28 protein-coding genes are annotated in these 24,163 nt (G+C 42.5%); 17 read left to right on the top strand and 11 right to left on the bottom strand.

The window, feature by feature from the left end:
• Nucleotides 1-35 precede the first annotated feature (35 nt).
• The 14 genes from fabK (at nucleotide 36) to ADI74_RS01955 (ending at nucleotide 11,031) form a co-directional block, all read left to right on the top strand.
• On the top strand, nucleotides 36-1,010 hold the full coding sequence (fabK, locus tag ADI74_RS02020) for an enoyl-[acyl-carrier-protein] reductase FabK (RefSeq protein ID WP_049536715.1): 975 nt from the start codon (nucleotides 36-38) through the stop codon (nucleotides 1,008-1,010).
• Nucleotides 1,003-1,923 (top strand): ACP S-malonyltransferase, encoded by a 921-nt coding sequence (fabD, locus tag ADI74_RS02015; RefSeq protein ID WP_049536714.1) that lies wholly within the window; start codon nucleotides 1,003-1,005, stop codon nucleotides 1,921-1,923. Before fabK ends, fabD begins: the two co-directional genes overlap by 8 nt.
• Nucleotides 1,924-1,967: 44 nt before the next feature.
• The gene (fabG, locus tag ADI74_RS02010; protein WP_049536713.1) at nucleotides 1,968-2,699 is read left to right on the top strand and encodes a 3-oxoacyl-[acyl-carrier-protein] reductase; all 732 of its coding nucleotides are present in this window, start codon (nucleotides 1,968-1,970) and stop codon (nucleotides 2,697-2,699) included.
• Between the two features lie 28 nt (nucleotides 2,700-2,727).
• Nucleotides 2,728-3,963: a beta-ketoacyl-ACP synthase II gene (fabF, locus tag ADI74_RS02005; RefSeq protein WP_049536711.1), complete on the top strand. Its 1,236-nt coding sequence runs from the start codon at nucleotides 2,728-2,730 to the stop codon at nucleotides 3,961-3,963.
• Nucleotides 3,964-3,965: 2 nt separating this feature from the next.
• On the top strand, nucleotides 3,966-4,454 hold the full coding sequence (gene accB / locus ADI74_RS02000; protein ID WP_049536710.1) for an acetyl-CoA carboxylase biotin carboxyl carrier protein: 489 nt from the start codon (nucleotides 3,966-3,968) through the stop codon (nucleotides 4,452-4,454).
• Nucleotides 4,451-4,873 (top strand): 3-hydroxyacyl-ACP dehydratase FabZ, encoded by a 423-nt coding sequence (fabZ, locus tag ADI74_RS01995; protein WP_000565515.1) that lies wholly within the window; start codon nucleotides 4,451-4,453, stop codon nucleotides 4,871-4,873. Before accB ends, fabZ begins: the two co-directional genes overlap by 4 nt.
• An 11-nt stretch (nucleotides 4,874-4,884) precedes the next feature.
• Nucleotides 4,885-6,252: an acetyl-CoA carboxylase biotin carboxylase subunit gene (gene accC / locus ADI74_RS01990; protein WP_049536708.1), complete on the top strand. Its 1,368-nt coding sequence runs from the start codon at nucleotides 4,885-4,887 to the stop codon at nucleotides 6,250-6,252.
• Nucleotides 6,253-6,287: 35 nt separating this feature from the next.
• Nucleotides 6,288-7,154: an acetyl-CoA carboxylase, carboxyltransferase subunit beta gene (gene accD / locus ADI74_RS01985; RefSeq protein WP_049536707.1), complete on the top strand. Its 867-nt coding sequence runs from the start codon at nucleotides 6,288-6,290 to the stop codon at nucleotides 7,152-7,154.
• The gene (locus ADI74_RS01980; protein ID WP_049536705.1) at nucleotides 7,151-7,918 is read left to right on the top strand and encodes an acetyl-CoA carboxylase carboxyl transferase subunit alpha; all 768 of its coding nucleotides are present in this window, start codon (nucleotides 7,151-7,153) and stop codon (nucleotides 7,916-7,918) included. The genes accD and ADI74_RS01980 overlap by 4 nt, the downstream gene beginning before the upstream one ends.
• A 155-nt stretch (nucleotides 7,919-8,073) precedes the next feature.
• Entirely contained in the window at nucleotides 8,074-8,256 is a 183-nt protein-coding gene (locus ADI74_RS01975) for a hypothetical protein (RefSeq protein ID WP_049536703.1), read from the top strand.
• Nucleotides 8,257-8,274: 18 nt separating this feature from the next.
• On the top strand, nucleotides 8,275-9,000 hold the full coding sequence (locus ADI74_RS01970) for a CPBP family intramembrane glutamic endopeptidase (protein WP_049536701.1): 726 nt from the start codon (nucleotides 8,275-8,277) through the stop codon (nucleotides 8,998-9,000).
• Between the two features lie 194 nt (nucleotides 9,001-9,194).
• Complete coding sequence (briC, locus tag ADI74_RS01965; protein WP_049536836.1) at nucleotides 9,195-9,380, top strand: biofilm-regulating peptide BriC; 186 nt, start codon at nucleotides 9,195-9,197, stop codon at nucleotides 9,378-9,380.
• A gap of 17 nt (nucleotides 9,381-9,397) precedes the next feature.
• Entirely contained in the window at nucleotides 9,398-10,120 is a 723-nt protein-coding gene (locus ADI74_RS01960; protein WP_049536700.1) for a CPBP family intramembrane glutamic endopeptidase, read from the top strand.
• Nucleotides 10,121-10,305: 185 nt separating this feature from the next.
• Nucleotides 10,306-11,031 carry a CPBP family intramembrane glutamic endopeptidase gene (locus ADI74_RS01955; protein WP_049536698.1) on the top strand — a complete coding sequence of 242 codons (726 nt, stop codon included), beginning with the start codon at nucleotides 10,306-10,308 and terminating at the stop codon, nucleotides 11,029-11,031.
• 48 nt (nucleotides 11,032-11,079) lie between these two features.
• On the opposite strand, the gene nusB is transcribed toward ADI74_RS01955, so the two are convergent.
• The 9 genes from nusB to gatC all read right to left on the bottom strand — a co-directional run bounded on the left by nusB (nucleotide 11,080) and on the right by gatC (nucleotide 18,405).
• Nucleotides 11,080-11,502, bottom strand: a complete 423-nt coding sequence (nusB, locus tag ADI74_RS01950; RefSeq protein ID WP_000203659.1) for a transcription antitermination factor NusB — start codon at nucleotides 11,500-11,502, stop codon at nucleotides 11,080-11,082.
• A complete protein-coding gene (locus ADI74_RS01945; protein WP_000510585.1) occupies nucleotides 11,495-11,884 on the bottom strand; it encodes an Asp23/Gls24 family envelope stress response protein in 390 nt (129 codons plus the stop codon). The genes nusB and ADI74_RS01945 overlap by 8 nt, the downstream gene beginning before the upstream one ends.
• A gap of 21 nt (nucleotides 11,885-11,905) precedes the next feature.
• A complete protein-coding gene (efp, locus tag ADI74_RS01940) occupies nucleotides 11,906-12,466 on the bottom strand; it encodes an elongation factor P (RefSeq protein WP_000568640.1) in 561 nt (186 codons plus the stop codon).
• A gap of 81 nt (nucleotides 12,467-12,547) precedes the next feature.
• Nucleotides 12,548-13,675, bottom strand: coding sequence for an SPFH domain-containing protein (locus ADI74_RS01935; protein WP_049536696.1), 1,128 nt, complete (start codon nucleotides 13,673-13,675; stop codon nucleotides 12,548-12,550).
• Nucleotides 13,676-13,683: 8 nt separating this feature from the next.
• Nucleotides 13,684-14,640: a zinc-ribbon domain-containing transport protein gene (locus ADI74_RS01930; protein ID WP_049536695.1), complete on the bottom strand. Its 957-nt coding sequence runs from the start codon at nucleotides 14,638-14,640 to the stop codon at nucleotides 13,684-13,686.
• Nucleotides 14,641-14,738: 98 nt separating this feature from the next.
• Entirely contained in the window at nucleotides 14,739-15,134 is a 396-nt protein-coding gene (locus ADI74_RS01925) for a hypothetical protein (RefSeq protein ID WP_049536694.1), read from the bottom strand.
• A 57-nt stretch (nucleotides 15,135-15,191) separates the two neighbouring features.
• Complete coding sequence (gene gatB / locus ADI74_RS01920) at nucleotides 15,192-16,637, bottom strand: Asp-tRNA(Asn)/Glu-tRNA(Gln) amidotransferase subunit GatB (protein WP_001008635.1); 1,446 nt, start codon at nucleotides 16,635-16,637, stop codon at nucleotides 15,192-15,194.
• Entirely contained in the window at nucleotides 16,637-18,103 is a 1,467-nt protein-coding gene (gene gatA, locus ADI74_RS01915; RefSeq protein ID WP_049536692.1) for an Asp-tRNA(Asn)/Glu-tRNA(Gln) amidotransferase subunit GatA, read from the bottom strand. The genes gatB and gatA overlap by 1 nt, the downstream gene beginning before the upstream one ends.
• A complete protein-coding gene (gene gatC, locus ADI74_RS01910) occupies nucleotides 18,103-18,405 on the bottom strand; it encodes an Asp-tRNA(Asn)/Glu-tRNA(Gln) amidotransferase subunit GatC (RefSeq protein WP_000705420.1) in 303 nt (100 codons plus the stop codon). The genes gatA and gatC overlap by 1 nt, the downstream gene beginning before the upstream one ends.
• A 165-nt stretch (nucleotides 18,406-18,570) precedes the next feature.
• Here gatC and ADI74_RS01905 point away from each other — a divergent pair, with 165 nt between their 5' ends.
• Together ADI74_RS01905 and ADI74_RS01900 are read left to right on the top strand one after the other, a co-directional pair.
• A complete protein-coding gene (locus tag ADI74_RS01905; RefSeq protein ID WP_049536691.1) occupies nucleotides 18,571-19,263 on the top strand; it encodes a TIGR02206 family membrane protein in 693 nt (230 codons plus the stop codon).
• A 143-nt stretch (nucleotides 19,264-19,406) separates the two neighbouring features.
• Entirely contained in the window at nucleotides 19,407-20,951 is a 1,545-nt protein-coding gene (locus ADI74_RS01900; RefSeq protein WP_049536689.1) for a peptide chain release factor 3, read from the top strand.
• A gap of 230 nt (nucleotides 20,952-21,181) precedes the next feature.
• Here the strand turns inward: ADI74_RS01900 and ADI74_RS01895 are convergent, their stop codons facing one another.
• Together ADI74_RS01895 and sstT are read right to left on the bottom strand one after the other, a co-directional pair.
• Complete coding sequence (locus ADI74_RS01895) at nucleotides 21,182-22,135, bottom strand: aromatic acid exporter family protein (protein ID WP_049536688.1); 954 nt, start codon at nucleotides 22,133-22,135, stop codon at nucleotides 21,182-21,184.
• A 49-nt stretch (nucleotides 22,136-22,184) separates the two neighbouring features.
• Complete coding sequence (gene sstT / locus ADI74_RS01890) at nucleotides 22,185-23,396, bottom strand: serine/threonine transporter SstT (RefSeq protein WP_049536687.1); 1,212 nt, start codon at nucleotides 23,394-23,396, stop codon at nucleotides 22,185-22,187.
• 149 nt (nucleotides 23,397-23,545) lie between these two features.
• Here sstT and ADI74_RS01885 point away from each other — a divergent pair, with 149 nt between their 5' ends.
• Nucleotides 23,546-24,106, top strand: coding sequence for a mechanosensitive ion channel family protein (locus ADI74_RS01885; protein WP_049536686.1), 561 nt, complete (start codon nucleotides 23,546-23,548; stop codon nucleotides 24,104-24,106).
• Nucleotides 24,107-24,163 lie beyond the last annotated feature (57 nt).

Below are 24,163 nucleotides of genomic sequence, written 5' to 3'. Positions count from 1 at the left end.
GAACTATTACGTAAGCAAGGACTGATGGAGGCACTATGAAAACACGTATTACAGAATTATTGAACATTGATTACCCTATCTTCCAAGGAGGAATGGCCTGGGTTGCTGATGGCGACTTGGCTGGAGCTGTTTCTAAAGCTGGCGGTTTAGGGATTATCGGTGGTGGAAATGCACCGAAAGAGGTCGTGAAGGCAAATATTGATAAGATTAAAGCACTGACTGATAAACCTTTTGGAGTCAACATCATGCTCCTGTCTCCATTTGTTGATGACATTGTTGATCTTGTGATCGAAGAAGGAGTCAAGGTAGTAACAACAGGAGCTGGAAATCCAAGTAAATATATGTCTCGTTTTCACGAGGCAGGTATCACAGTCATCCCTGTTGTTCCAAGTGTTGCTTTGGCAAAACGGATGGAAAAAATCGGTGCGGATGCGGTCATTGCAGAAGGAATGGAAGCTGGTGGACACATCGGAAAGTTGACAACCATGACCTTAGCTCGTCAAGTTGCTGCAGCTGTTTCGATTCCAGTTATTGTTGCTGGAGGAATTGCTGATGGTGAAGGTGCGGCAGCAGCCTTTATGTTAGGCGCGGATGCTATTCAGGTTGGTACACGATTTGTAGTAGCTAAGGAATCAAACGCTCATCCAAACTACAAGGAAAAAATCCTCAAAGCGCGCGATATTGATACAACCATCTCAGCTCAACATTTTGGTCATGCTGTTCGTGCCATTAAAAACCAGTTGACACGTGACTTTGAGCAGGCTGAAAAAGATGCTTTTAAACAAGAAAATCCAGATTTAGAAATCTTTGAACAAATGGGAGCTGGTGCTCTTGCCAAAGCTGTTGTTCATGGAGATGTAGAAGGTGGATCCGTCATGGCAGGTCAGATTGCTGGTTTGGTCTCTAAAGAAGAAACCGTCGAAGAAATCCTAAAAGATTTATACTATGGCGCTGCCAAGAAAATTCAAGAAGAAGCCTCTCGTTGGGCAGGAGTTGTAAGAAATGACTAAAACAGCCTTTCTATTTGCAGGTCAAGGTGCTCAGTATCTAGGGATGGGACGAGACCTCTATGACCACTATCCTATCGTCAAGGAAACCATTGATCAAGCCAGTCAAGTACTGGATTATGACCTTCGTGATCTGATTGATAAGGAAGAAACCAAGTTAAACCAGACCCGTTATACGCAACCAGCAATTTTAGCGACTTCGGTTGCCATCTACCGTCTATTGAAAGAAAAGGGTTATCAGCCGGATATGGTAGCAGGATTGTCCCTTGGGGAATATTCTGCTTTAGTAGCTAGCGGAGCCTTGGACTTTGAAGAGGCAGTTGCCTTGGTTGCTAAGCGTGGAGCTTATATGGAAGAGGCGGCACCCGCAGGCTCCGGGAAGATGGTAGCTGTCCTTAACACTCCAGTAGAAGTGATTGAGGAAGCTTGTAAAACAGCTTCTGAAGTCGGTATAGTCACTCCAGCTAACTACAATACTCCAAGCCAAATCGTCATTGGTGGTGAAGTAGCTGCAGTTGACCGTGCGGTCCAACTCTTGCAGGAAGCAGGAGCCAAACGATTGATCCCCCTAAATGTGTCGGGTCCTTTCCACACAGCCCTTCTAGAGCCAGCTAGCCAACAGCTAGCTGGGGCTCTTGAGGGGATTAGTTTCTCAGACTTTATTTGCCCTCTAGTCGGCAATACTGAAGCTACAATCATGGAAAAAGACCGAATCCAAGAGCTCTTGACGCGTCAGGTGAAGGAACCGGTTCGTTTCTACGAAAGTATCGCAGTCATGCAGGATGCTGGCGTGACCAACTTCATTGAAATCGGTCCAGGAAAAGTCTTGTCAGGCTTTGTCAAAAAGATTGATAAATCAGCTAAGCTAGCTAACGTTGAAGACCAAGCAAGCTTGGCTGCTTTGTTAGGAAACTAATGATCCCTTCTCCCACAAATTACAACAGGAAACAGGAGAACAGAATGCAACTAAAAAATAAAAATATCTTTGTAACAGGTTCAAGTCGTGGTATCGGACTTGCCATTGCTCACAAATTTGCCCAACTAGGCGCTAATGTAGTTTTGAATAGTCGTGGGGCAATTTCAGAAGAATTGCTGGCTGAGTTTTCAAACTATGGTGTCAAAGTAGTACCCATCTCAGGTGATGTTTCAGACTTTGCAGATGCCAAGCGAATGGTAGATCAAGCGATTGCTGAACTCGGTTCTGTCGATGTCTTGGTCAACAATGCTGGAATCACTCAAGATATGCTCATGCTCAAGATGACTGAAGAAGACTTTGAAAAAGTGCTTAAGATTAATCTGACAGGGGCCTTTAACATGACTCAAGCTGTCTTGAAACAGATGATTAAGGCGCGTGAAGGAGCGATTATCAACATGTCCAGTGTGGTTGGTCTGATGGGAAATATCGGACAAGCCAACTATGCGGCTTCCAAGGCTGGTTTGATTGGTTTTACCAAGTCAGTAGCGCGTGAGGTTGCCAATCGCAATGTGCGTGTAAATGCTCTTGCACCAGGGATGATCGAGTCAGATATGACTGCTGTTTTATCTGATAAGGTCAAGGAAGCGACATTGGCCCAAATCCCAATGAAACAGTTTGGACAAGCAGAACATATCGCAGATGCTACAGTGTTCCTGGCTGGACAAGATTATTTGACTGGACAAGTTCTCGCTGTTGATGGCGGACTTAGCATGTAAAAAATAAGGAAAGATATAGGTAAGACAGATGAAACTAAATCGAGTTGTAGTAACAGGTTACGGATTGACCTCTCCTATCGGAAATACTCCAGAAGAATTTTGGAACAGTTTGCAGACTGGGAAGATTGGAATTGGTGAAATCACTAAGTTTGATCACAGCGAGTTTGCCGTACACAATGCGGCTGAAATTCAAGATTTCCCATTTGATAAATACTTTGTCAAAAAAGATACCAACCGTTTTGATGATTATTCTTTGTATGCCTTGTATGCGGCTCAAGAGGCAGTGACACATGCTAACCTTGATGTAGAAACGGTAGATAAAGATCGCTTTGGTGTCATCGTTGCTTCCGGTATAGGTGGTATCAAGGAAATCGAAGATCAGGTTATCCGTCTTCATGAAAAAGGTCCAAAACGTGTTAAACCAATGACACTTCCAAAAGCCTTGCCAAATATGGCTTCAGGAAATGTTGCCATGCGTTTCGGAGCAAACGGTATCTGTAAATCAATCAATACAGCCTGTGCCTCGTCAAATGATGCTATCGGAGATGCCTTCCGTTCCATCAAGTTTGGTTTCCAAGATGTCATGCTAGTTGGTGGATCAGAATCATCAATCACTCCTTTTGCCATTGCTGGCTTCCAAGCTTTGACAGCCCTATCAACAACAGAGGATCCAACTCGTGCTTCTATTCCGTTTGACAAAGACCGTAATGGCTTTGTCATGGGAGAAGGTTCAGGAATGTTGGTTCTTGAAAGCCTTGAACATGCTGAAAAACGTGGTGCAACTATCCTGGCTGAAGTAGTTGGTTATGGAAATACCTGTGATGCTTATCATATGACTTCACCTCACCCAGAAGGTCAAGGTGCGATTAAGGCTATGAAATTAGCTTTGGAAGAAGCAGAAATTTCTCCAGAGCAAGTGGCTTACGTCAACGCCCACGGAACGTCAACTCCTGCTAATGAAAAAGGAGAAAGCGGCGCAATCGTAGCTGTCCTTGGTAAAGAAGTACCTGTATCTTCAACCAAGTCCTTTACAGGACACTTGCTTGGTGCTGCAGGGGCAGTAGAAGCCATCGCTACAATTGAAGCCATGCGTCATAACTATGTACCAATGACAGCTGGAACAAGCGAGTTGTCAGACTATATCGAAGCAAATGTCGTTTATGGACAAGGCTTGGGGCAAGAAATTCCTTATGCCATTTCAAATACATTTGGTTTTGGTGGACACAACGCGGTTCTTGCTTTCAAACGTTGGGAGAATAAATAATTATGAATCTAAATGAGATCAAGGACTTGATGGCTCAATTTGACCAATCAAGTTTGAGAGAATTTTCTTATAAAAACGGACAGGACGAATTGCAGTTCAGTAAGAATGAAGGAAGAATGGTTTCTGAAGCACCAGCTCCAGTTCCTTCAGCGCCTGCTGCAGTGGTTGCTAGTCCAGCGGTTTCAGCTCCTTCGACTCCAGTAGAGAGTCCAGTAGTAGAAGCACCAGCACCAGCTGAATCGATTGTTGCTCCAGAGGGTGATGTCGTTGAGAGTCCACTTGTAGGGGTGGCTTACTTGGCTGCTGGACCAGATAAACCTGCCTTTGTCACAGTCGGAGACAGTGTTAAAAAAGGTCAAACTTTGGTAATCATCGAAGCCATGAAGGTCATGAATGAAATTCCTGCACCTAAGGATGGTGTGGTGACAGAAATTCTCGTTTCAAATGAAGAAATGGTTGAGTTTGGTAAAGGATTGGTACGTATCAAATGATCGATATTCAAGGAATTAAAGAAGCTCTACCCCATCGCTACCCTATGCTCCTAGTGGACCGTGTCTTGGAAGTGAGCGAAGATACTATTGTTGCCATTAAAAATGTCACGATCAACGAACCTTTCTTCAATGGTCATTTTCCACAATACCCAGTCATGCCAGGTGTTCTTATCATGGAAGCTTTGGCACAGACTGCGGGTGTCTTGGAATTGTCCAAGCCTGAAAACAAAGGAAAGTTAGTCTTTTACGCTGGCATGGACAAGGTCAAGTTTAAGAAGCAAGTTGTACCAGGTGATCAATTAGTCATGACGGCTACCTTTGTCAAACGTCGTGGTACGATTGCCGTGGTTGAAGCAAAGGCTGAAGTAGATGGCAAACTTGCAGCGAGTGGTACTCTTACCTTTGCAATTGGAAACTAAGGAGGTTCTCCATGTTTCGTAAAATTTTGATTGCCAACCGTGGTGAGATTGCGGTTCGCATTATCCGAGCTGCGCGTGAATTGGGCATTGCGACCGTAGCAGTTTATTCAACAGCTGATAAGGAAGCTCTTCACACACTCCTAGCGGATGAAGCTATCTGTATCGGACCCGGTAAGGCGACAGAGTCTTATCTCAATATCAATGCGATTTTATCTGCTGCAGTTTTGACAGAAGCAGAAGCCATTCACCCTGGTTTTGGTTTTCTTAGCGAAAACTCCAAGTTTGCCACTATGTGTGATGAAGTGGGGATTAAGTTTATCGGTCCTTCTGGGGCTGTGATGGATACCATGGGAGATAAGATCAATGCGCGTGAGCAAATGATCAAGGCTGGAGTTCCAGTTATCCCAGGCTCTGATGGTGAAGTTCATACGGCTGAAGAGGCACTTGCAGTTGCAGAAAAGATTGGCTACCCAGTTATGCTTAAGGCATCGGCAGGTGGTGGTGGAAAAGGGATTCGTAAGGTTGAAAAGGCAGAAGACTTGGTCGCAGCCTTTGAGACAGCATCCAGTGAAGCCAAGGCTAATTTTGGGAATGGCGCTATGTATCTTGAACGTGTGATTTATCCAGCTCGCCATATCGAGGTCCAAATCCTTGCTGACCAAGAGGGACACGTCATCCACCTAGGAGAACGGGATTGTTCTCTTCAACGAAATAACCAAAAGGTCTTAGAAGAAAGCCCGTCCATCGCGATTGGCAAAACCCTTCGTCATGAAATTGGTGCTGCAGCCGTTCGTGCAGCGGAGTCTGTTGGTTATGAAAATGCAGGGACGATTGAGTTTCTGCTAGATGAAGCCAGTGGCAATTTCTACTTCATGGAAATGAATACTCGAGTGCAAGTTGAACATCCAGTCACAGAGTTTGTTTCAGGTGTGGATATCGTGAAGGAACAGATTCGCATTGCTGCCGGGCAACCTTTACCTTTCAAACAAGAAGATATTGTCCTACGAGGTCATGCTATCGAGTGTCGGATCAATGCAGAAAATCCTGCTTTTAACTTTGCTCCAAGTCCAGGAAAAATCACCAACCTCTACCTTCCAAGTGGAGGAGTTGGCTTGCGTGTAGACTCTGCAGTCTATCCAGGTTATACCATTCCTCCATACTATGATAGTATGATTGCCAAAATCATTGTTCATGGGGAGAATCGTTTTGACGCTCTTATGAAGATGCAACGGGCACTTTATGAACTTGAGATTGAAGGAGTACAAACCAATGCGGATTTCCAGCTGGATCTAATTTCAGACCGTCGGGTTATCGCTGGGGACTACGATACTTCCTTCCTGATGGAAACTTTCTTGCCAAAATACCAAGAAAAAGAATAGACTTTCAAACAGTATGAGAACTAAAAGGGGGAGTTATGGCTCTATTTAGTAAAAAGGATAAGTATATTCGGATCAATCCTAATCGATCCGTAAGGCAGGCACCACAAGCCAAGCCGGAGGTGCCTGATGAACTCTTCTCTAAGTGTCCTGGATGTAAACACACCATTTATCAAAAGGATCTTGGGAGTGAGCGCATTTGTCCCCATTGTAGCTATACTTTCCGTATTTCAGCTCAGGAACGCTTGAATTTGACGATTGATTCTGACAGCTTTGTGGAGATGTTTACGGGTATTGAAACTCAAGATCCATTAAACTTTCCTGGCTATCAGAAAAAACTTGCAACAATGCGTGAAAAGACAGGTTTGGATGAAGCAGTCCTGACTGGTACAGCTAGCATCAAGGGACAAAAAGTTGCCCTTGGGATCATGGATTCTAACTTTATCATGGCTTCTATGGGAACCGTTGTGGGTGAAAAAATCACGCGCTTGTTTGAGTATGCGACAGTTGAAAAGTTGCCAGTTGTACTTTTTACAGCTTCTGGCGGTGCCCGTATGCAAGAAGGGATTATGAGCTTGATGCAGATGGCTAAGATTTCTGCGGCAGTTCAACGTCATTCCAAGGCAGGACTTTTTTACCTAACTATTTTAACCGATCCGACAACAGGTGGGGTGACCGCTTCTTTTGCTATGGAAGGTGATATTATCCTAGCGGAGCCACAGAGTTTGGTTGGTTTTGCTGGGCGTCGTGTTATCGAAAATACAGTTCGAGAGACTTTGCCGGATGACTTCCAAAAGGCAGAATTTTTGCTTGAACATGGATTTGTGGATGCAATTGTCAAACGGAGAGAATTGCCTGAAACAATTGCTAAATTAGTGAGTTTGCATGGAGGAAGTCGCGGATGAATATTGCAAAAATAGTCAGAGAGGCACGCGAGCAGAGTCGCTTGACCGCACTTGATTTTGCCAATGGAATTTTTGATGAGTTTATCGAATTGCATGGAGACCGCTCTTTCCGAGATGATGGTGCGGTTATTGGTGGAATTGGCTGGTTAGGTGACCAAGCAGTCACAGTCGTCGGTATCCAAAAGGGGAAGAGTCTTCATGACAATCTCAAACGAAATTTTGGGCAACCCCATCCAGAAGGTTATCGCAAGGCTCTACGCTTGATGAAACAGGCAGAAAAATTTGGTCGTCCAGTTGTAACCTTCATCAACACTGCTGGAGCTTACCCAGGTGTTGGAGCTGAGGAACGTGGACAAGGGGAAGCAATAGCTCGAAACCTGATGGAAATGAGCGACCTCAAGGTTCCAATCATCGCGATTATTATCGGTGAAGGAGGGTCTGGAGGTGCATTAGCACTAGCCGTTGCTGACCGTGTCTGGATGCTGGAAAATTCGATCTATGCCGTGCTCAGTCCAGAAGGCTTTGCCTCTATCCTTTGGAAGGATGGAAGTCGTGCTATGGAAGCAGCGGAATTGATGAAAATCACTTCACATGAACTTCTAGAAATGGGAATTGTAGACAAGGTAATCTCAGAGGCAGGGCTGTCAAGTAAAGAACTGCTAGGATGCGTTAAAAATGAATTGCGTGCAGAGCTTGAACGCTTGCAAGGTTTAGCCTTGGAACAGCTCCTCGAAGAACGTTACCAACGGTTTAGAAAATACTAAGAATGACTAAATGAGACTAGGAAGGTCTCATTTTTTTATAGAAAATACCATTCAGGTTGAAAAATTGACAGTTGAGGAGATGGACTATAAAATAGATAAAAAAGAAGTATACTGTAGATGTTAGCCTACAACAATATTTTAAGAAGGTTCTTGCAATGACAGGTACAGAAACATTTACAGTTCTTCCATCTGAAGACTTAGATCAAGTTTCAGGTGGTGGCATGATTTGGTTGGTTGATGATAGACATTGGGATTCGCCATATACATATAGTTTAGCGACAGAGTGGAGTACAATACTGAATCATGCGACTAGACGTGCTTATGGTATTGCCTATTGATAAATTAAAGGGATAAGTATGAAAAAACTAGGGCATTTGGGAGTCTTTATCTTACTGGTATTTTTATCGGTTTATCTACCAGAGTTAGGGATTATGCATCTAACTAAGTTTTTAGGATGGGGGATAGATGGCTATTCTATCTTTTTAACAGTTGAAGTAATAGCTCTTTTGCTATTATTTATCTACTGGCTCAAAAAGAAAGAGATGCTCTATATTTTTGAAAAAAAGGGTTCAAAGAAGTCAAGATTCTTTTACCTTGTAGTTGGTCTAGTGGCTACTTATTTTGATCGTCAATTGGTGGATGCTTTTCAATTACAGTTTCATCACTTAATTGATAACAAGTATATCTTTCAAGACCTTCTTTCGATTCTATACTCCAATGGGCAACCAACTTTTCTATCAACTGTTCTCAGTTTTAGTTTAACAGTAGTCATCGGACCTATATTAGAGGAACTGATTCACAGAGGGTACTTTATGAATACCTTTTTCCCCCAGTCCAAGTACTATCTGGATGTTATCCTATCTGCTCTTATCTTTGGACTTAGTCATTTGATCCTAACTCACCGAGATCCTATCAGTTTGATTATTTATAGTTTAGGCGGTCTCTTCTATGCCCTTGTCTACCGTTGGACAAAGAACTTAAAAATTACTATCCTGTGCCATAGTTTTTTCAACTTTCTCATTTATGCAAAGCCCATCTGGATTTTTGTTTATAATTATATCTATTATCATTTTTTTAGATAGTGGAAGTCAAACACTTTTTCTAATTTGCTAGGAAGATAGAGAAATATTTTTTATCAATTTCTTGTTTTTCAATGGGTAAAGCAACCATTCAGGCAGAAAAATTGACAGTTGAGGAGATGGACAATAAAATAGACAAATAAGATCTATACTGCAGATGTAAGGTTACAAAAAATAATTTTAAGGATGTACTTGCAATGGCAGGTACAGAAACATTTACTGTTCTTTCGTCAGAAGACTTAGACCAAATCTCAGGCGGTCTTGCTATTTGGGAAGATGGTTATGGTAGATGGTTATATTATAGAGAATTTGCTCCCTATATGGGGCAAGGTGCACTTAATTCTTATAGAGATGCTTGGAAGTACGGCTTCCGAGCAGGATAATCTTTCAAAAAAGTACGATGAGAAACACAAAGAAACTAAGACAATTTGGAATATTTTTTCTTATTATTTTACTATCTACCTATTTACCACAAACAATTGGTTTGTATGTAGCGATCATTTTAGGGTTAGGAGCTGATGTCTACTCTCTTGTTTTAACAATGGGATTAGTAGGAAGTTTCCTTCTACTAATTTGGTGGTTAAAAAAGCAAAAGATGCTCTTTATCTTTGAGAAAAAGAGCTGGAACTGGTCATTTGTCTTCTACTTATTTGCAACTTATGTGGTTCATCAGGTACTCGGTAATTTTTGGGCACGTTTTGCTCATTTGATTAATCATCGGAATATTCATGATGTCTATTTTGCGTTGATTCTTTCAAATGGTCAACCAACTTTTCTATCTACAGTTCTTAGTTTTATCTTAACTGTCGTTATTGGTCCTATTTTGGAAGAGACGCTCGATCGTGGGTATCTTATGAACACCTTCTTTACTAAGTCAAAGTACTATTTAGATGTCATCTTATCAGGCCTTATCTTTGGACTTAGTCATTTGATACTATCTCACCGAGACCCAATTAGTTTATTATATTATAGTCTGATTGGTTTCTTTTTCGCTCTTGTTTATCGTTCTACCGATAATCTGAGATTAACGATTCTCTGTCATAGTTTTTTTAACTTTCTCAATCATGTAAAACCTATCTGGATTTTTATTTACAATTATATTTATTATCATTTTTTTAGATAGTGGAAGGCAAACACTTTTTCTAATTTGATAGGAAGATAGAGAAATCTTTTTTATCACTTTCTTGTTTTTCAATGGATAAAGCAACCATTCAGGATGAAAAATTGACTTTTTTAAAAATAACTGTTAATATAATAAAGGATACTTATGCTATAAAAATAAGTCAACAAAGATTTTTTGGAGTAAGTATGAAAAAACTAGGTCATTTGGGAATCTATACATTACTGGTATTTCTATCAATTTATCTACTAGATTTCAGCAGTCTTTATCTGGCTAAGATGTTTGTCTGGGGTATGGATGGCTATTCTATTATTGTAGCAGTAGAGCAACTAGCTCTTTTAGGACTATTTATCTATTGGCTAAAAAAGAAAAAAATGCTCTATATTTTTGAAAAAAAGGGCTCGAAGAAATCCAGATTCTTTTACCTTTTAGTTAGTTTAGTGGCTGCTTATTTTGTCCGCCAGTTGTTAAGTGCTTTTTACTTACAGTTTAGTCGCTTCATTAATAATCACTATATCTTTGAAGACCTTCTTTCGGTCCTATCCTTCAGTGAGCAATCTACTATTTTAACGACTTGCTTCTCTTTTATCTCAGTTGTCATTTTGGGTCCTATATTGGAGGAACTAGTTCATAGAGGGTATTTTATGAATTCCTTCTTTCCTAAGTCCAAATATTACTTGGATGTCATCTTATCTGCTCTTATTTTTGGGCTCAGTCATTTGGTATTGTCCCATCGTGACCTTATCAGTTTGATGGTTTATAGTTTTTCCGGTCTTTTCTTTGCTTTAGTTTACCGTTGGACAAAGAGTCTAAAAATCACCATTCTGTGCCATAGTTTTATAAATTTTCTCATCCATGCAGACTTCATCTGGTTATTTCTTTCTAATTTAATCTATTATCGTTTTTTTAGATAGTGGAAGGCAAAGAAAAAAGTGTTTGATAATTGTCAAACACTTTTTTGTTTACTGTTCTTCTGTTACAAACTGGCTGAGCAGTCCATTGATAAAACGGGCAGATTTTTGATCTGAGAAATCCTTTGCAAGCTCGATAGCTTCATTAACAGCAACCAACTGAGGGGTGTCAAATGAAGTGATTTCAAAGACTCCCAAGCGAAGGAGGTTTCTCTCCACGAGCGTTAAACGCTCAATGGTCCAACCTGCTTTTAAATGCTGTGTGATTTGCTTGTCTAGTTCTTCCTTTTTAGCTTGAACACCAGAAACTAGCTCTGTCAAAAAGGCTGGAAGTTGCACATCCGTATCTTCACGATCATGAGTATAGGCGAAACGACAAGCAGTTTCGACATCCGTACCGAACTCAAGACTCATGAGAGCTTGAAAAGCACATTTACGGAGTTGGCGTCTAGATTCTAATAGTGGACTAGTCATTGAGGAAGTCCTCGTCAAATAGATCTTTCAATTCTGGTTTTGGTGTTTTATCTGGAACGATACCTGCGACGTGGATATTGATAGCAGTTAGTTCTACATCAGCCATGTTGCGGACAGCATCTTTGACAGCTTTTTGGATAGCAACCGCTACCTTAGGAACTTTTACTCCGTACTCTAGGTAGAGGTAGATATCAGCTGTGAGTTCTTCGTCCACGTTTTTTAGATAAACTCCACGGCCGAGTGAAAGTTTTGAAAGGGTATCAGATACTGATTTGTTTGAAAAAGAGTGAACACCCTCTACTTTTGCAGTAGCAATAGCAATGATTTTTTCAAGTACACGTGGGGCGATAACGATTTCGCCAAGTTGTTCTTCAATTCCCATAGAATGACCTCTTTCTAGAGATTAGGCACGAGAAACGTAAGTTCCTTCTGCAGTGTTGATAACGAGTTTTTGTCCTGCTTCGATGAAGTCTGGAACGTTTACGACAAGTCCAGTTTCCATCGTTGCTGGTTTACCAGAACCTGTAACAGTAGCACCTTTGATAGATGGTTGCGTTTCTGCAACTGTCAATTCAACAGTAGTAGGAACTGTGACACCAATCACTTCAGTTCCGTAGAATTGGATCTTCACATCTGAGTTTTCAAGGATGTAAAGTAATTCGTTTTCAACGTTGACTACAGGGATTTCGTATTGGTCGTAAGTTTCTGTATTCATGAAGTAAGCTGTGTCATCCATTTTGTACAAGTATTGAGCTGGGACAGTCTCGATGATGGCTTGTTCAAATTTTTCCTCTGGACGGTAGCTTGTGTCAAATGTAGAACCAGTACGGACATCACGCAATTTCATACGCATGATGGTGTTTCCTTTGCCTGGTTTGTGGTGGCTAGCTTCCAAAACGCGGATCAATTTTCCGTCAGCTGTTTCAAAGGTCATACCAGCCTTTAATTTACTTGCTTCAATCATGTTTTTACCTCTTTAATAAAATAATTTACTCTTTATTGTACCATAAAAGACGACATTACTCAAATGTCAGAAGGTGCTTGATTAGTTGACTGGTACGATATTTCCATCTTCGTCTTTGGTGACGAGAACGTATTTCCCATCAACTTCGATATAAAAATTCTTGCTAGTAGCTTGCCCAGCATTTTGAGTTGGTGCTTGGGTTTGGGCTTGTTGGCTAAGTTGACCACCGAGAGTCTGGCCAAGATTCATTCCCATAAACATGTTCATCCCATTGCCATTCCCTTCATTTGAGGCTGCGGCAATGAGGGCTTCGTTACGAGCGCGGCGTTCTTCAATCTCAATCGTGTTGTACTTCATTGCCACGAGCTCACTATCAAGCTTGCGAACGATATCAAGACTTTCTTGGTCGTAGCTGAGATCTTCAAGCAAGATATTGGTTGCTTCAATCCCGTAGAGACCTGTCCAAACCTTGTTGACCTCTTGTTTAGCGAGTTCGTTAAAGGTGTCTTGGTTGGCATTGAGGCTATAGATATCAACCTTGTTTTCGTTGGTATATTTGGCGATGGCAATCGCAATTTTCGGTGCAATATTTTGACGGAGCGTTCCTTGAGCAACATCCTGAAGGGTATATGGTTGGTTATCTGTAATTTGCTGACTAACAGAGCTCACATAGAAGAGAACTGGATCCGCGATTTTTACATCAAACAAGCCATAGAAACGGATGTTGAGCAGTTGTTGGTAACGTTCACTGAAATATTCGACCGCATTTTGTGTGCCGAATTTATTGCCCGCGATGGGTTGCATGCGGATAAAGATAATTTCTTGTTGGGTGATGACTTGTCCACCAAAAGAGAAACGGTTTTTAAAGTTTTCCCAAGTGCCTTTTATACCACCTTTTTCAAGGAGCCAGGCGTTATCACCAGCTTGCCATTCGTGGCTACCAGATTCAAGGACCTCACCAAGGAAGGTACCATTGTTTACCAAAACAGCGGTATAACCTTGAGGAACGATAACCACACTGCCATCTGACAAGAGGCCTGTATTTTGATTGCTGTGACGAGAACGTCCATCTGGGTCTTTAGTGAGTAATTGTCCCTTGATGGCCAAGGCGTCGCCAGAGACATTGTCTGGAAGGACGATGGCTTCCTTGAATTTACTATCATTAAAACTATTTAAGCCTGCTGATAAGGCTGCACGTATAAATCCCATAATTCCTCCTAATTATATAGTTCGTCTTCATCCACAACATCGTAGGTATCGAGTACCCATTGGTTTGGACTGCGAGAGAGATTGGCACCACAGTAGTCGCACTCGCTAACTGCAGAGATTTTCAATGGGGCGCCACAGTTTGGACAGTGGTCGCTCACAACTTGGTCTGGATTGACTGCTTGCGTTTGGCTACCGTGTTGACGGATAAAGTTCAATTGATACACAGTGAAGAGATCTTTTTTAGGATCTCCTTCAAGGACATGGCGAGTCTCATCGTCAATGACATAGTCACGCAAGGTAGATGACAGGATCACCACTAAGGTGTCGTTTCCGTCAGGATTTTCAATGAACTCCTTGATGCGAACATTTTCGATACAAACTTTCTCTAAAACATTGGTTGTTTTAGCTCGAATATGGTCTTCGAGTTGGGTGCTATGTTGAGAGTAGAGACTGGTACTTTCCAAAGCGCGGACAGAGTTCCAATTTTTTTCAGTCCAGGCAACCTGCAATTTAAGGTAGACTTCCTTAACCCAAGATGTGAAGGCTTCCGCGTCAAAGTTTGGATCCCCATATTTCACACGACTAATGGCCAGTGTGTTATGTTCAACTCGACGATGGAGCGTTTGATAATCATTACTAGTGTAGGTTGAACTCGAATCTCCAGACTTATTCTGCAAGGATTTAACGATAACAACTAGTATGATTCCTCCGACTAATATGAACATAAATCCTAGATAGGGAGAGCTAGCAGAACTGTCAGAGGATGATCCATATCCAGAGCGGTAGTAGTGGTAGGATGAGCCACCAGAACGACTTCCACCTCCACTTGAGCGGCTGCTACTTCTGGAGCTACTGCGGCTACTCCCTCCACTTCTGGAATGTCCGACACCCGCATCAACGATTTGAGGCACGGATAGAAAAACAAGTAATAAACAGGTCATTAAAAGAGCGTAAAACTTTTTCATGTGTCTCCTAACTATATGATTGAAAAGGTAGTTTCTGAATTCGAATGATTATTAAACTATTTAATAACCTTTAAAAATCATCTAAGATATACTAGGCGTTATTTACTAGCATTTAGCTTCTTTATGGAATGGCGTTCGATGAGCCATCCCACAATCCATCCTATTGCTAGCAAGTAATTTTCAAAAGCACCGATAGCATTTACAGGAGAGTGATACTCCATATAATTGAGTAAGTGATTTGTTCCTATTCCAATTCCGCCAATAATGAGAGCAAGAAGTGCGATTCGTAGATAGAACCAATCGTATTTAATATTGATAGCGAGAATAATAATCAATACAGCTAAATTCCATATTCCAATTTCTCGTTGCCAACCAGCAGATATTCCGTACCCGGAGTGACTTCCCATGTATGATGGAAAGAAAATTTGTAGTATAGAAGCGCCTAACATAGCGACGATGACTAAGACAAATAGCAATCGTAAAAATTTGTTCATTCATTCCCCTTGTCTCATTCTCGTTTTAAAAGTAGAAAAAAGTGTTTAAAGAGTAAATTACTCACTTTCTTTCAACTTGGCCAATTCCTGTGCAAGTAGTTTAAGGGCGACTTGTGGATTTGCTTGTCCTTTAGTTGCTTTCATGAGGAAACCAGTAAAGGCCTTGTCTGCATTACGTTTTCCTGACTTGAAGTCGGCAACAGCAGCCTCGTTATCGGCGAAGACTTGGTGGATAATTGGAATCAAGACATCTGGATCAGAGATTTGTACCAAGCCTGCTTTTTCCACGTATTCACGCGCGCCACCGCCATTTTTGGCTAGGTGAACAAAAACTTTCTTAGCAATCTTAGAAGAGATAGTACCGTCTTCGATGATGGCAATCATTTCAACCAAGTTTTCTGGTGTCAATTCGATTTGTTCCAGTGTCTTACCTTCAGCGTTCAAGAATTGAGCAACTTCACCTTGGAGCCAGTTTGAGACTTGTTTGGCATCACCACCGAGGGCAACAGCTTTTTCAAAGAAGTCAGAAGTGACTTTGTTTGCAGTCAACTGGCTAGCATCGTAGTCTGACAAGCCAAGGTCAGATACGTAGCGCGCACGGCGTTCTTTTGGAAACTCTGGCAATTCTGTTCGCATTTCCTCAATCCACTCATCTGAGATTTCAAAGAGTGGTAGGTCTGGTTCTGGGAAGTAGCGATAGTCAGCAGCACCTTCTTTGACACGCATGAGAATAGTTGCCTTGTTAGCTTCATCGTAACGGCGTGTTTCTTGGCGAATTTGACCACCTGAGCGAAGGATTTCAGCTTGGCGTTGAACTTCGTATTCAAGACCCTTACGGACGTTAGAGAAGGAGTTGAGGTTTTTCAACTCAGTCTTGGTACCGAATTTTTCTTGACCATAAGGACGAAGGGAGATGTTGGCATCCACACGCATCGAACCTTCTTCCATCTTAACGTCAGAAATACCAGCGTACTGGATGACTTCCTTGAGGGCAGTTAGATAAGCATAGGCTTCTTCTGGCGAGCGCATGTCAGCCTCAGATACAATCTCAATCAAGGGAACCCCTTGACGGTTGAGGTCAACATAAGAGTAGCCATCTGTACCGTGGGTGTTTTTACCAGCATCTTCCTCTAGGTGAGCACGTTCGATCCCGATTTTCTTAGTCGTACCGTCTTCTAGCTCGACTTCAATCCAGCCGTTATAACCGATTGGCTCATCAAACTGAGAAATTTGGTAGGCTTTTGGATTGTCAGGGTAGAAGTAGTTCTTGCGGTCAAAGTGCATGTGCTTGTGGATGTCCATGTTGAGGGCAAGAGCAGCCTTGATACCAGCATCAACAACACCTTTATTGAGAACTGGCAGAACTCCTGGGAAAGACCAGTCAATCACGTTAGTGTTGGCGTTTTGGTCATTTCCAAAGTGGGCAGATGTAGGTGAGAAGATTTTTGAATTGGTGTTGAGCTCTACGTGGACTTCAAGTCCAATGACTGTTTCAAAGTTCATTAGTTATCACCTCCAAAAATCACAGGTTGTTGTTTGTGGTAGTCTGTTGTTGCTTCAAAAGCAGCAGCAGCTTGGTAAATGGTCTCTTCTGAGTATTTAGGACCGATCAATTGCAGACCAACAGGTAGACCTTGAGCAAATCCAGCAGGAATAGAAATTCCTGGAAGACCAGCCAAGTTGACAGGGATGGTCAAAAGGTCAGCCAAGTACATGGCAACTGGGTCATGGTTGAGTGAATCCAAGTCATAAGCAACACTAGGAGCAGTTGGTCCCAAAATCAAGTCGTAATCCGTAAAGACGTTTTCGAAATCTTGGATGATAAGGGTACGAACTTGTCCAGCCTTCTTGTAGTATGCGTCATAGTAACCTGATGAAAGGCTGAAAGTACCCAGCATGATACGGCGTTTAACCTCTTCACCGAAACCTTGGCTACGGCTGTTTACATAGATTTCATCAAGGTTGGTCGCATCCTCTGCACGATAGCCGTAACGGATACCGTCAAAACGTTGCAAGTTTGAGGAAGCTTCTGATGAAGCGATGATGTAGTAGACTGCCACACCGTATTTTGAGTGAGGAAGGCTGACTTCTTCGACGATAGCGCCAAGTTTCTCAAAGTGTTTAGCGGCATTCAGAATGGTTTCCTTAACCTCTGGGTCAATCCCTTCACCAAGGTATTCCTTAGGCAAAGCAATTTTCATTCCCTTGATATCTTGCCCGATTTTTGAAGTAAAGTCTGCAATGCGGACAGGAGCAGAAGTCGAGTCTTTGGCATCTTCGCTGGCAATAGCGTTGAGCAAGAGGGCATTTTCCTTAACAGTTGGCGCAAAAGGTCCAATTTGGTCTAATGAGCTACCAAAGGCAATGAGACCGAAACGTGAAACTGTTCCGTAGGTTGGTTTGAGACCAACGATTCCGTTGAAGGCAGCAGGTTGGCGGATAGAACCACCAGTATCAGAACCAAGTGACAAGCGAACTTGCCCAGACGCTACAGCTGCGGCAGAACCACTTGATGATCCACCAGGAACCTTGCTGTGGTCCCAAGCATTTTTAGTGGCACCATAGTAAGAAGTTTCACCTGAACCACCCATGGCAAATTCGTCCATGTTAGTTTTTCCGACAACAATCATACCTTTAGCTTTGGCATTAACAACGGCTGTCGCATCAAAGATAGGCTCATAGTTGTAGAGCATTTTTGAGGCTGCGGTTGTGAGGATGCCGTCTGTAGAGATGTTATCCTTAACAGCGAGCGGAATTCCTGAAAGAACATTATCCGCGTCAATTCCAGCTTGGTCAATGGCTTTGGCTTGAGCAAGAGCCTGCTCCTCAGCGATGGTGACAAATGAATTGAGGGCTTCCTCACGAGACTGGATATCTTCAAGCGTGGCTTGGGCCAATTCAGTTGCAGAAATTTCCTTAGAGACAAGGAGATTGTGCAAGTCTTCAATCGTTTTGTTATTAAAAGTCATTAGGCATCTCCTCCATCATCTAGGATAGCTGGTACCTTGATATAGTAGTTTTCTTTTTCAGGTACGTTTTTAAACAGGCGGTCACGGTCTGTTCCTTCTTCGGCCACATCCGGGCGGAGTACGGTCTTGCGGTCTGCCATGGTCGTAGTAGGTGCGACACCAGTTGTGTCGACTTCGCCCAGCAATTCAACCATGTCAACAATTTTAGATAAGGTGGTCGCAAAGGCGGCAGTTTCTTCTTCAGAGAATCTTAATTTTGAAAGATTGGCAACGTGTGTTACCTCTTCTTGCGTAATTTTCATCTTGCATCCTTTCGTGAAATGATGATTTTTAGTCTGTTCTATTTTACCATATTTTCCTATAAATAAGGGAGCCAAACTGAAAAGAAATAGAAATTGAAAAATCGCTTTTAATTCGCTATAATGGTTAAACTAGAGAATAGAGAAAATAAGAGTTAGGATAAAAATATGTTCCATCAATTTATCACCAGATCTCAGACGGTTCCTCCTCCTATTCCACTCTTTTGGTATGGGGCTATGATGCTTCTTTTAGTGCTTTGTATTTATGGAGCACTTGCTTATCACCAAAATCCGAAATTTGTCCGCTTGTTTAAGTGGATTCAGATTCTCCAGTTGCTAGCCCTATATAGTTGGTATGTTGGTTTTGGGATTCCATTTTCTAATAGCCTTCCATTTTATCATTGTCGTTTGGCTATGTTTGCGGTGGTTTTCTTGCCTGATAAATGGCGGAGCAAGCAATATTCTGCCCTTTTAGGAGCAAGTGGAGCGGTCTTTGCTTTGGTTTACCCCGTTTTTGACCCCTATGATTTTCCTCATATTACCAGTTTTTCATTTTTGATTGGCCACTATGCCCTTTTGGTGAATTCCTTGGTTTACTTGATGAATCACTATGATAAGACCTTGCTCAAGAAATATATGATTGTAGCCTATACCTTTATCCTCAATCTCTTTCTAGTTGGGGTTAATCAGGTGACGGGTGGAAATTATGGTCTCTTAAGAGATACACCGTTTATCTCGAATGCTCCTCTATGGCTAAAGTACCTCCTTGTGTCGGCCATCCTTTCACTGGCTCTTGTTCTCTTTGATATCTTGTTCAAGAAACGGTGGAAAAAGAGAAATCAGGCGCAATCTGTGCTCTAGCTTGCCTTTTCATCGGATGAGCAATTGAAAAACTCCCCAAAATCCGATATAATGGAGAGTTGAAAGGAATAGTAAAATCCAATGTAAAAATCATTCTTAACTACTGAAACAACTAAAAATAGAAAATCAAAGAAAGAGAACTTATGACTATTCAAGAAGAAATCAAGAAACGCCGTACCTTTGCCATTATTTCTCACCCGGACGCGGGGAAAACAACCATTACTGAGCAGTTGCTCTACTTTGGGGGCGAGATTCGTGAGGCTGGTACGGTAAAAGGAAAGAAAACAGGGACTTTTGCCAAGTCTGACTGGATGGATATCGAGAAACAACGTGGTATTTCGGTAACCTCATCTGTCATGCAGTTTGACTATGATGGCAAGCGCGTCAACATCCTTGACACCCCAGGGCACGAGGACTTCTCAGAAGATACTTATCGTACCTTGATGGCGGTGGATGCTGCAGTCATGGTCGTCGACTCTGCCAAGGGTATCGAGGCCCAAACCAAGAAATTGTTTGAGGTTGTAAAGCACCGTGGCATTCCAGTCTTTACCTTTATGAACAAGCTGGACCGTGATGGCCGTGAACCACTAGATCTCTTGCAAGAACTAGAAGAAGTCCTAGGTATTGCAAGTTATCCAATGAACTGGCCAATCGGGATGGGGAAAGCTTTTGAGGGCTTGTATGACCTCTATAACCAACGTTTAGAGCTCTATAAAGGGGATGAGCGTTTTGCCAGTCTAGAAGATGGTGACAAGCTCTTTGGAGGCAATCCTTTCTACGCTCAGGTTAAGGACGATATCGAACTCCTTCAAGAAGCTGGGAATGAGTTTTCAGAAGAAGCTATTTTAGCGGGTGAATTAACACCAGTCTTCTTCGGCTCAGCCTTGACAAACTTTGGGGTTCAGACCTTCCTTGAGACCTTCCTTAAGTTTGCTCCTGAACCACATGGCCACAAGAAAACAGATGGCGAAATGGTGGATCCTTATGACAAGGATTTCTCAGGATTTGTCTTTAAAATCCAAGCCAACATGGATCCTCGTCACCGTGACCGTATCGCCTTTGTCCGTATCGTATCGGGTGAATTTGAGCGAGGTATGAGTGTCAATCTGCCTCGTACTGGTAAGGGTGCCAAACTATCGAATGTGACTCAGTTTATGGCGGAAAGTCGTGAAAATGTGACCAATGCTGTTGCAGGAGATATTATCGGGGTTTACGATACTGGTACTTATCAGGTTGGGGATACCTTGACGGTTGGAAAAAACAAGTTTGAATTTGAACCATTGCCAACCTTCACCCCTGAAATTTTCATGAAAGTTTCTGCTAAGAACGTCATGAAACAAAAATCCTTCCACAAGGGGATTGAACAATTAGTGCAAGAAGGAGCCATTCAGCTTTACAAGAATTACCAAACAGGCGAATACATGCTAGGCGCTGTGGGACAACTCCAGTTTGAAGTCTTTAAGCACCGCATGGAAGGCGAGTACAATGCAGAAGTAGTCATGAGCCCAATGGGTAAAAAGACCGTTCGTTGGATCAAGCCTGAGGACTTGGATGAACGGATGTCCTCAAGTCGAAATATCTTGGCAAAAGACCGCTTCGACCAACCAGTCTTCCTCTTTGAAAATGACTTTGCCCTACGCTGGTTTGCGGATAAATATCCAGACGTAGAGTTGGAAGAGAAGATGTAAATCGCCAAAGTTACTTGATTGTGTAACAATCTAAGTAACTAACGCCAAGTTTCTATGGAACTTGGCTAGGCGCTCCACTAGGCAAAAGATTTTTCTAATTACTCTCTAAATTCTGCATAGAATAAGGTAGGCTGGACTAATCTCTGCACAGTAAAGATAATTGGAATTAAAGAAAAACAAAAACCTCAGAAGTGTTCACCTTTAGTGAATTCTCTGAGGTTCTTTGCGTTTTAGTTTCCATATTTCTGGTAAAAATCGACCTTGACCTGGATAAAGGTTTCGGCTTCGCGTAGTAGTTGCAGGAGGGTAGCACGGGTTTCAAACTCCTCACGTGTTTTCGGGAGACTCCGATTGCGGAAGACTTGCAGATAGCGTTCGATGTCATCAAGTAGGTCATGAGCAGGATTGGTCTGGCTTAGCTGGGCAGCAATCTTAGAAAAGAGCTGGGCCAAGATCAAACTCTCACTTGCGGCCAGATGGCAGGTATTAATCTGCTGGGCCATATTTCGCATGATGCGACTTTGTCGCTGTCTCATCTCAAAGTAGTGGATGTGGTAGTCCGTCTGGTGAAAGAGATGATCTGAGTGATCCAAATAAACCAGGTGGAGGGCTTCATCAAGAAGTCTATCTAATTCGTCAACGAGTTGGGCTTGATTGCGCCCGTCTCCTCTTGACAGATAGTATTTAAAGCGAAGCAGGATGTCTTTTAACTTTTCTTCGACCTGAAGGTGGTAGCTTTGGATGGCTTTCTCACGAGAGGGCATGTAAAGGTTGACCAACAGAGCAAAGCTTGTCCCGATGAGAAAGAGGAGTACTTCATTAAGCAAGAGCTCTGGAGAGGTAGACTCCTGTACCAAGAGATGACTGACCAAGACACTGCTAGGGGTGATGCCGATTTCCCAGCCCATTTTGTAAGCAAGAGGGACATAGAGAGCCAGATAGAGGCCCAGGCTCCAGATGTGAAAGCCCGTCAGCTGAAAGGCTAGAACACCGATAGCGAGCGCTAGGATCATGGAAAAGAGGCGGTTTCGAGCTAACTTCAGCGTGTTTCTGCGCGTGTCGGAGAGGCTTAATAGGGCGATAATTCCAGCTGAAACTGCTGATGATAAATCTAAAAAATAAGCGAGAAAACAAGCGAGACAGGTCGCTAAGATCAGTTTTGTCGTACGTTGAGTGAGGGACATGAAAATTTCCTAAACTAATAGAATCGAGGGTTTAACGAGGAATCAGGGACTAGGGGCGAAGTTTTCGGTTTGTAGTATACTCGGCAACCGCTGTAAAGAGGACATCTGTTGAAGAGTTCAGGGCTGTTTCGCAGGAGTCTTGCACGACTCCAATCACAAAACCGACTCCGACAACTTGCATAGCCAAGTCGTTGGAAATCCCAAAGAGGCTGCAAGCGACAGGAATAAGGAGAAGCGATCCTCCAGCGATTCCAGATGCCCCACAGGCAGAAATGGCAGCCACTACACTGAGGACAAAAGCGGTTCCAAAGTCTACAGAGATCCCTAGCGTATTAACAGCAGCCAGGGTCAGGATATTAATGGTAACGGCAGCGCCAGCCATATTGATGGTCGACCCAAGCGGGATGGAAACAGAGTAGGTGTCAGGATTCAGTCCCAGGTCTTGACAGAGTTTCATATTGACAGGGATATTGGCAGCAGAGCTACGAGTGAAAAAGGCTGTAATACCACTGACACGTAGACATTTCAAAACAAGGGGATAGGGATTTTTCCTCATAAAGAGAAAGGCAATGAGGGGATTGATGACAAGGGCCACAAAAGCCATGGTAGCAATCAAGAGTCCTAGCAAAATTCCGTAGTTAGCAAGGCTGGTAATTCCTTTATCAGAGATGATCTTGAAGACCAAGCCTAAAATCCCAAAGGGAGCTAGATTGATAATCCATTCGACAATTTTAGAGGTCACATCCGACAAGGTCTTGAGCAATTCTTTACTGTTCTTACTAGCTTCCCTCATAGCCAGACCAAAGACGACTGCCCATGATAAGATTCCGATATAGTTGGCTTGGACAATGGCATTTATGGGATTGTCCACCAGTTTGAGCAGGAGATTGCTGAGAACTTGGGTAATGCCATCAGGAGCGGTCACTTCTGTATTGGCACTGGTCAAGGCAATCTGAACCGGCAGTAGAAAGCTGGCCAGAACGGCTGTCAGGGCAGCAGCGAAAGTCCCAATCAAGTAGAGGAGGATGACAGTCTTCATATTGGTATTTTGCCCTTTCTGATGTTGGGAAAGAGCATTGGCAACCAAGGTAAAGACCAAGATTGGCGCAATAGCCTTGAGTCCACCTACAAAGAGATCGCCAAGTAGACCAATTCCTGTAAAACTAGGAAAGAAGATTCCTAATGAAGCACCTAAAAGCATACCAATGAGGATTCGTTTGATCAGGCTAGCCTTTTTCCAGGCTCTAATGATTCGTTTCATAGCGGCCTCCTTCAAAGTGTATTGTTTATGATTATAGTATAAATATGCCATATAGGCAAGTCTTTTTTAGAATTTAGAATAATAGCTGAATAATTATGAAAGAAATGAGACTGGTCATTTTATGGTATAATAGAAAAAAGGAGTTTTGTATGCAAGAATTTTTTCAACGTTATCTTGACAAATTGGATCTCACAGGCCTATTAGAGAATCTTTTGACCAAGTTGATCTCTCTTTTGATTCTTATCCTTCTATTTTATATAGCCAAAAAGATCCTCCATGCGACTGTCCGAAAGATTGTCAAGCCCTCGCTTAAATTCTCAAATCGAGATGCTGGTAGACAAAAGACCATTTCTCGTTTGCTTGAAAATATCTTTAACTATACCCTTTATTTCTTTTTAATCTACTGTATCCTGTCCATTTTAGGTTTGCCAGTTTCCAGCCTCCTTGCTGGGGCAGGAATTGCTGGGGTTGCCATTGGGATGGGGGCGCAAGGTTTTCTATCCGATGTCATCAATGGCTTTTTCATCCTCTTTGAACGCCAGCTCGATGTGGGCGACGAAGTTGTTCTCACAAATGGACCGATTACCGTATCTGGCAAGGTTGTCAGTGTCGGAATCCGTACGACCCAACTTCGAAGTGAGGACCAAGCCCTTCACTTTGTTCCTAACCGAAATATCACTGTTGTCAGCAACTTTTCCCGCACAGAGTAGGTCTGCCATTTTGGTAGATTTGTGGTACAATAGAAGGAGTTTGGTAAAGGAGAAAAT

The organism is Streptococcus pseudopneumoniae (genome assembly GCF_001074565.1).
GTDB lineage: Bacteria > Bacillota > Bacilli > Lactobacillales > Streptococcaceae > Streptococcus > Streptococcus pseudopneumoniae_J.
Note: the sequence above shows the minus strand (reverse complement) of the source record. Positions and strands in the feature narration are given on the sequence as shown.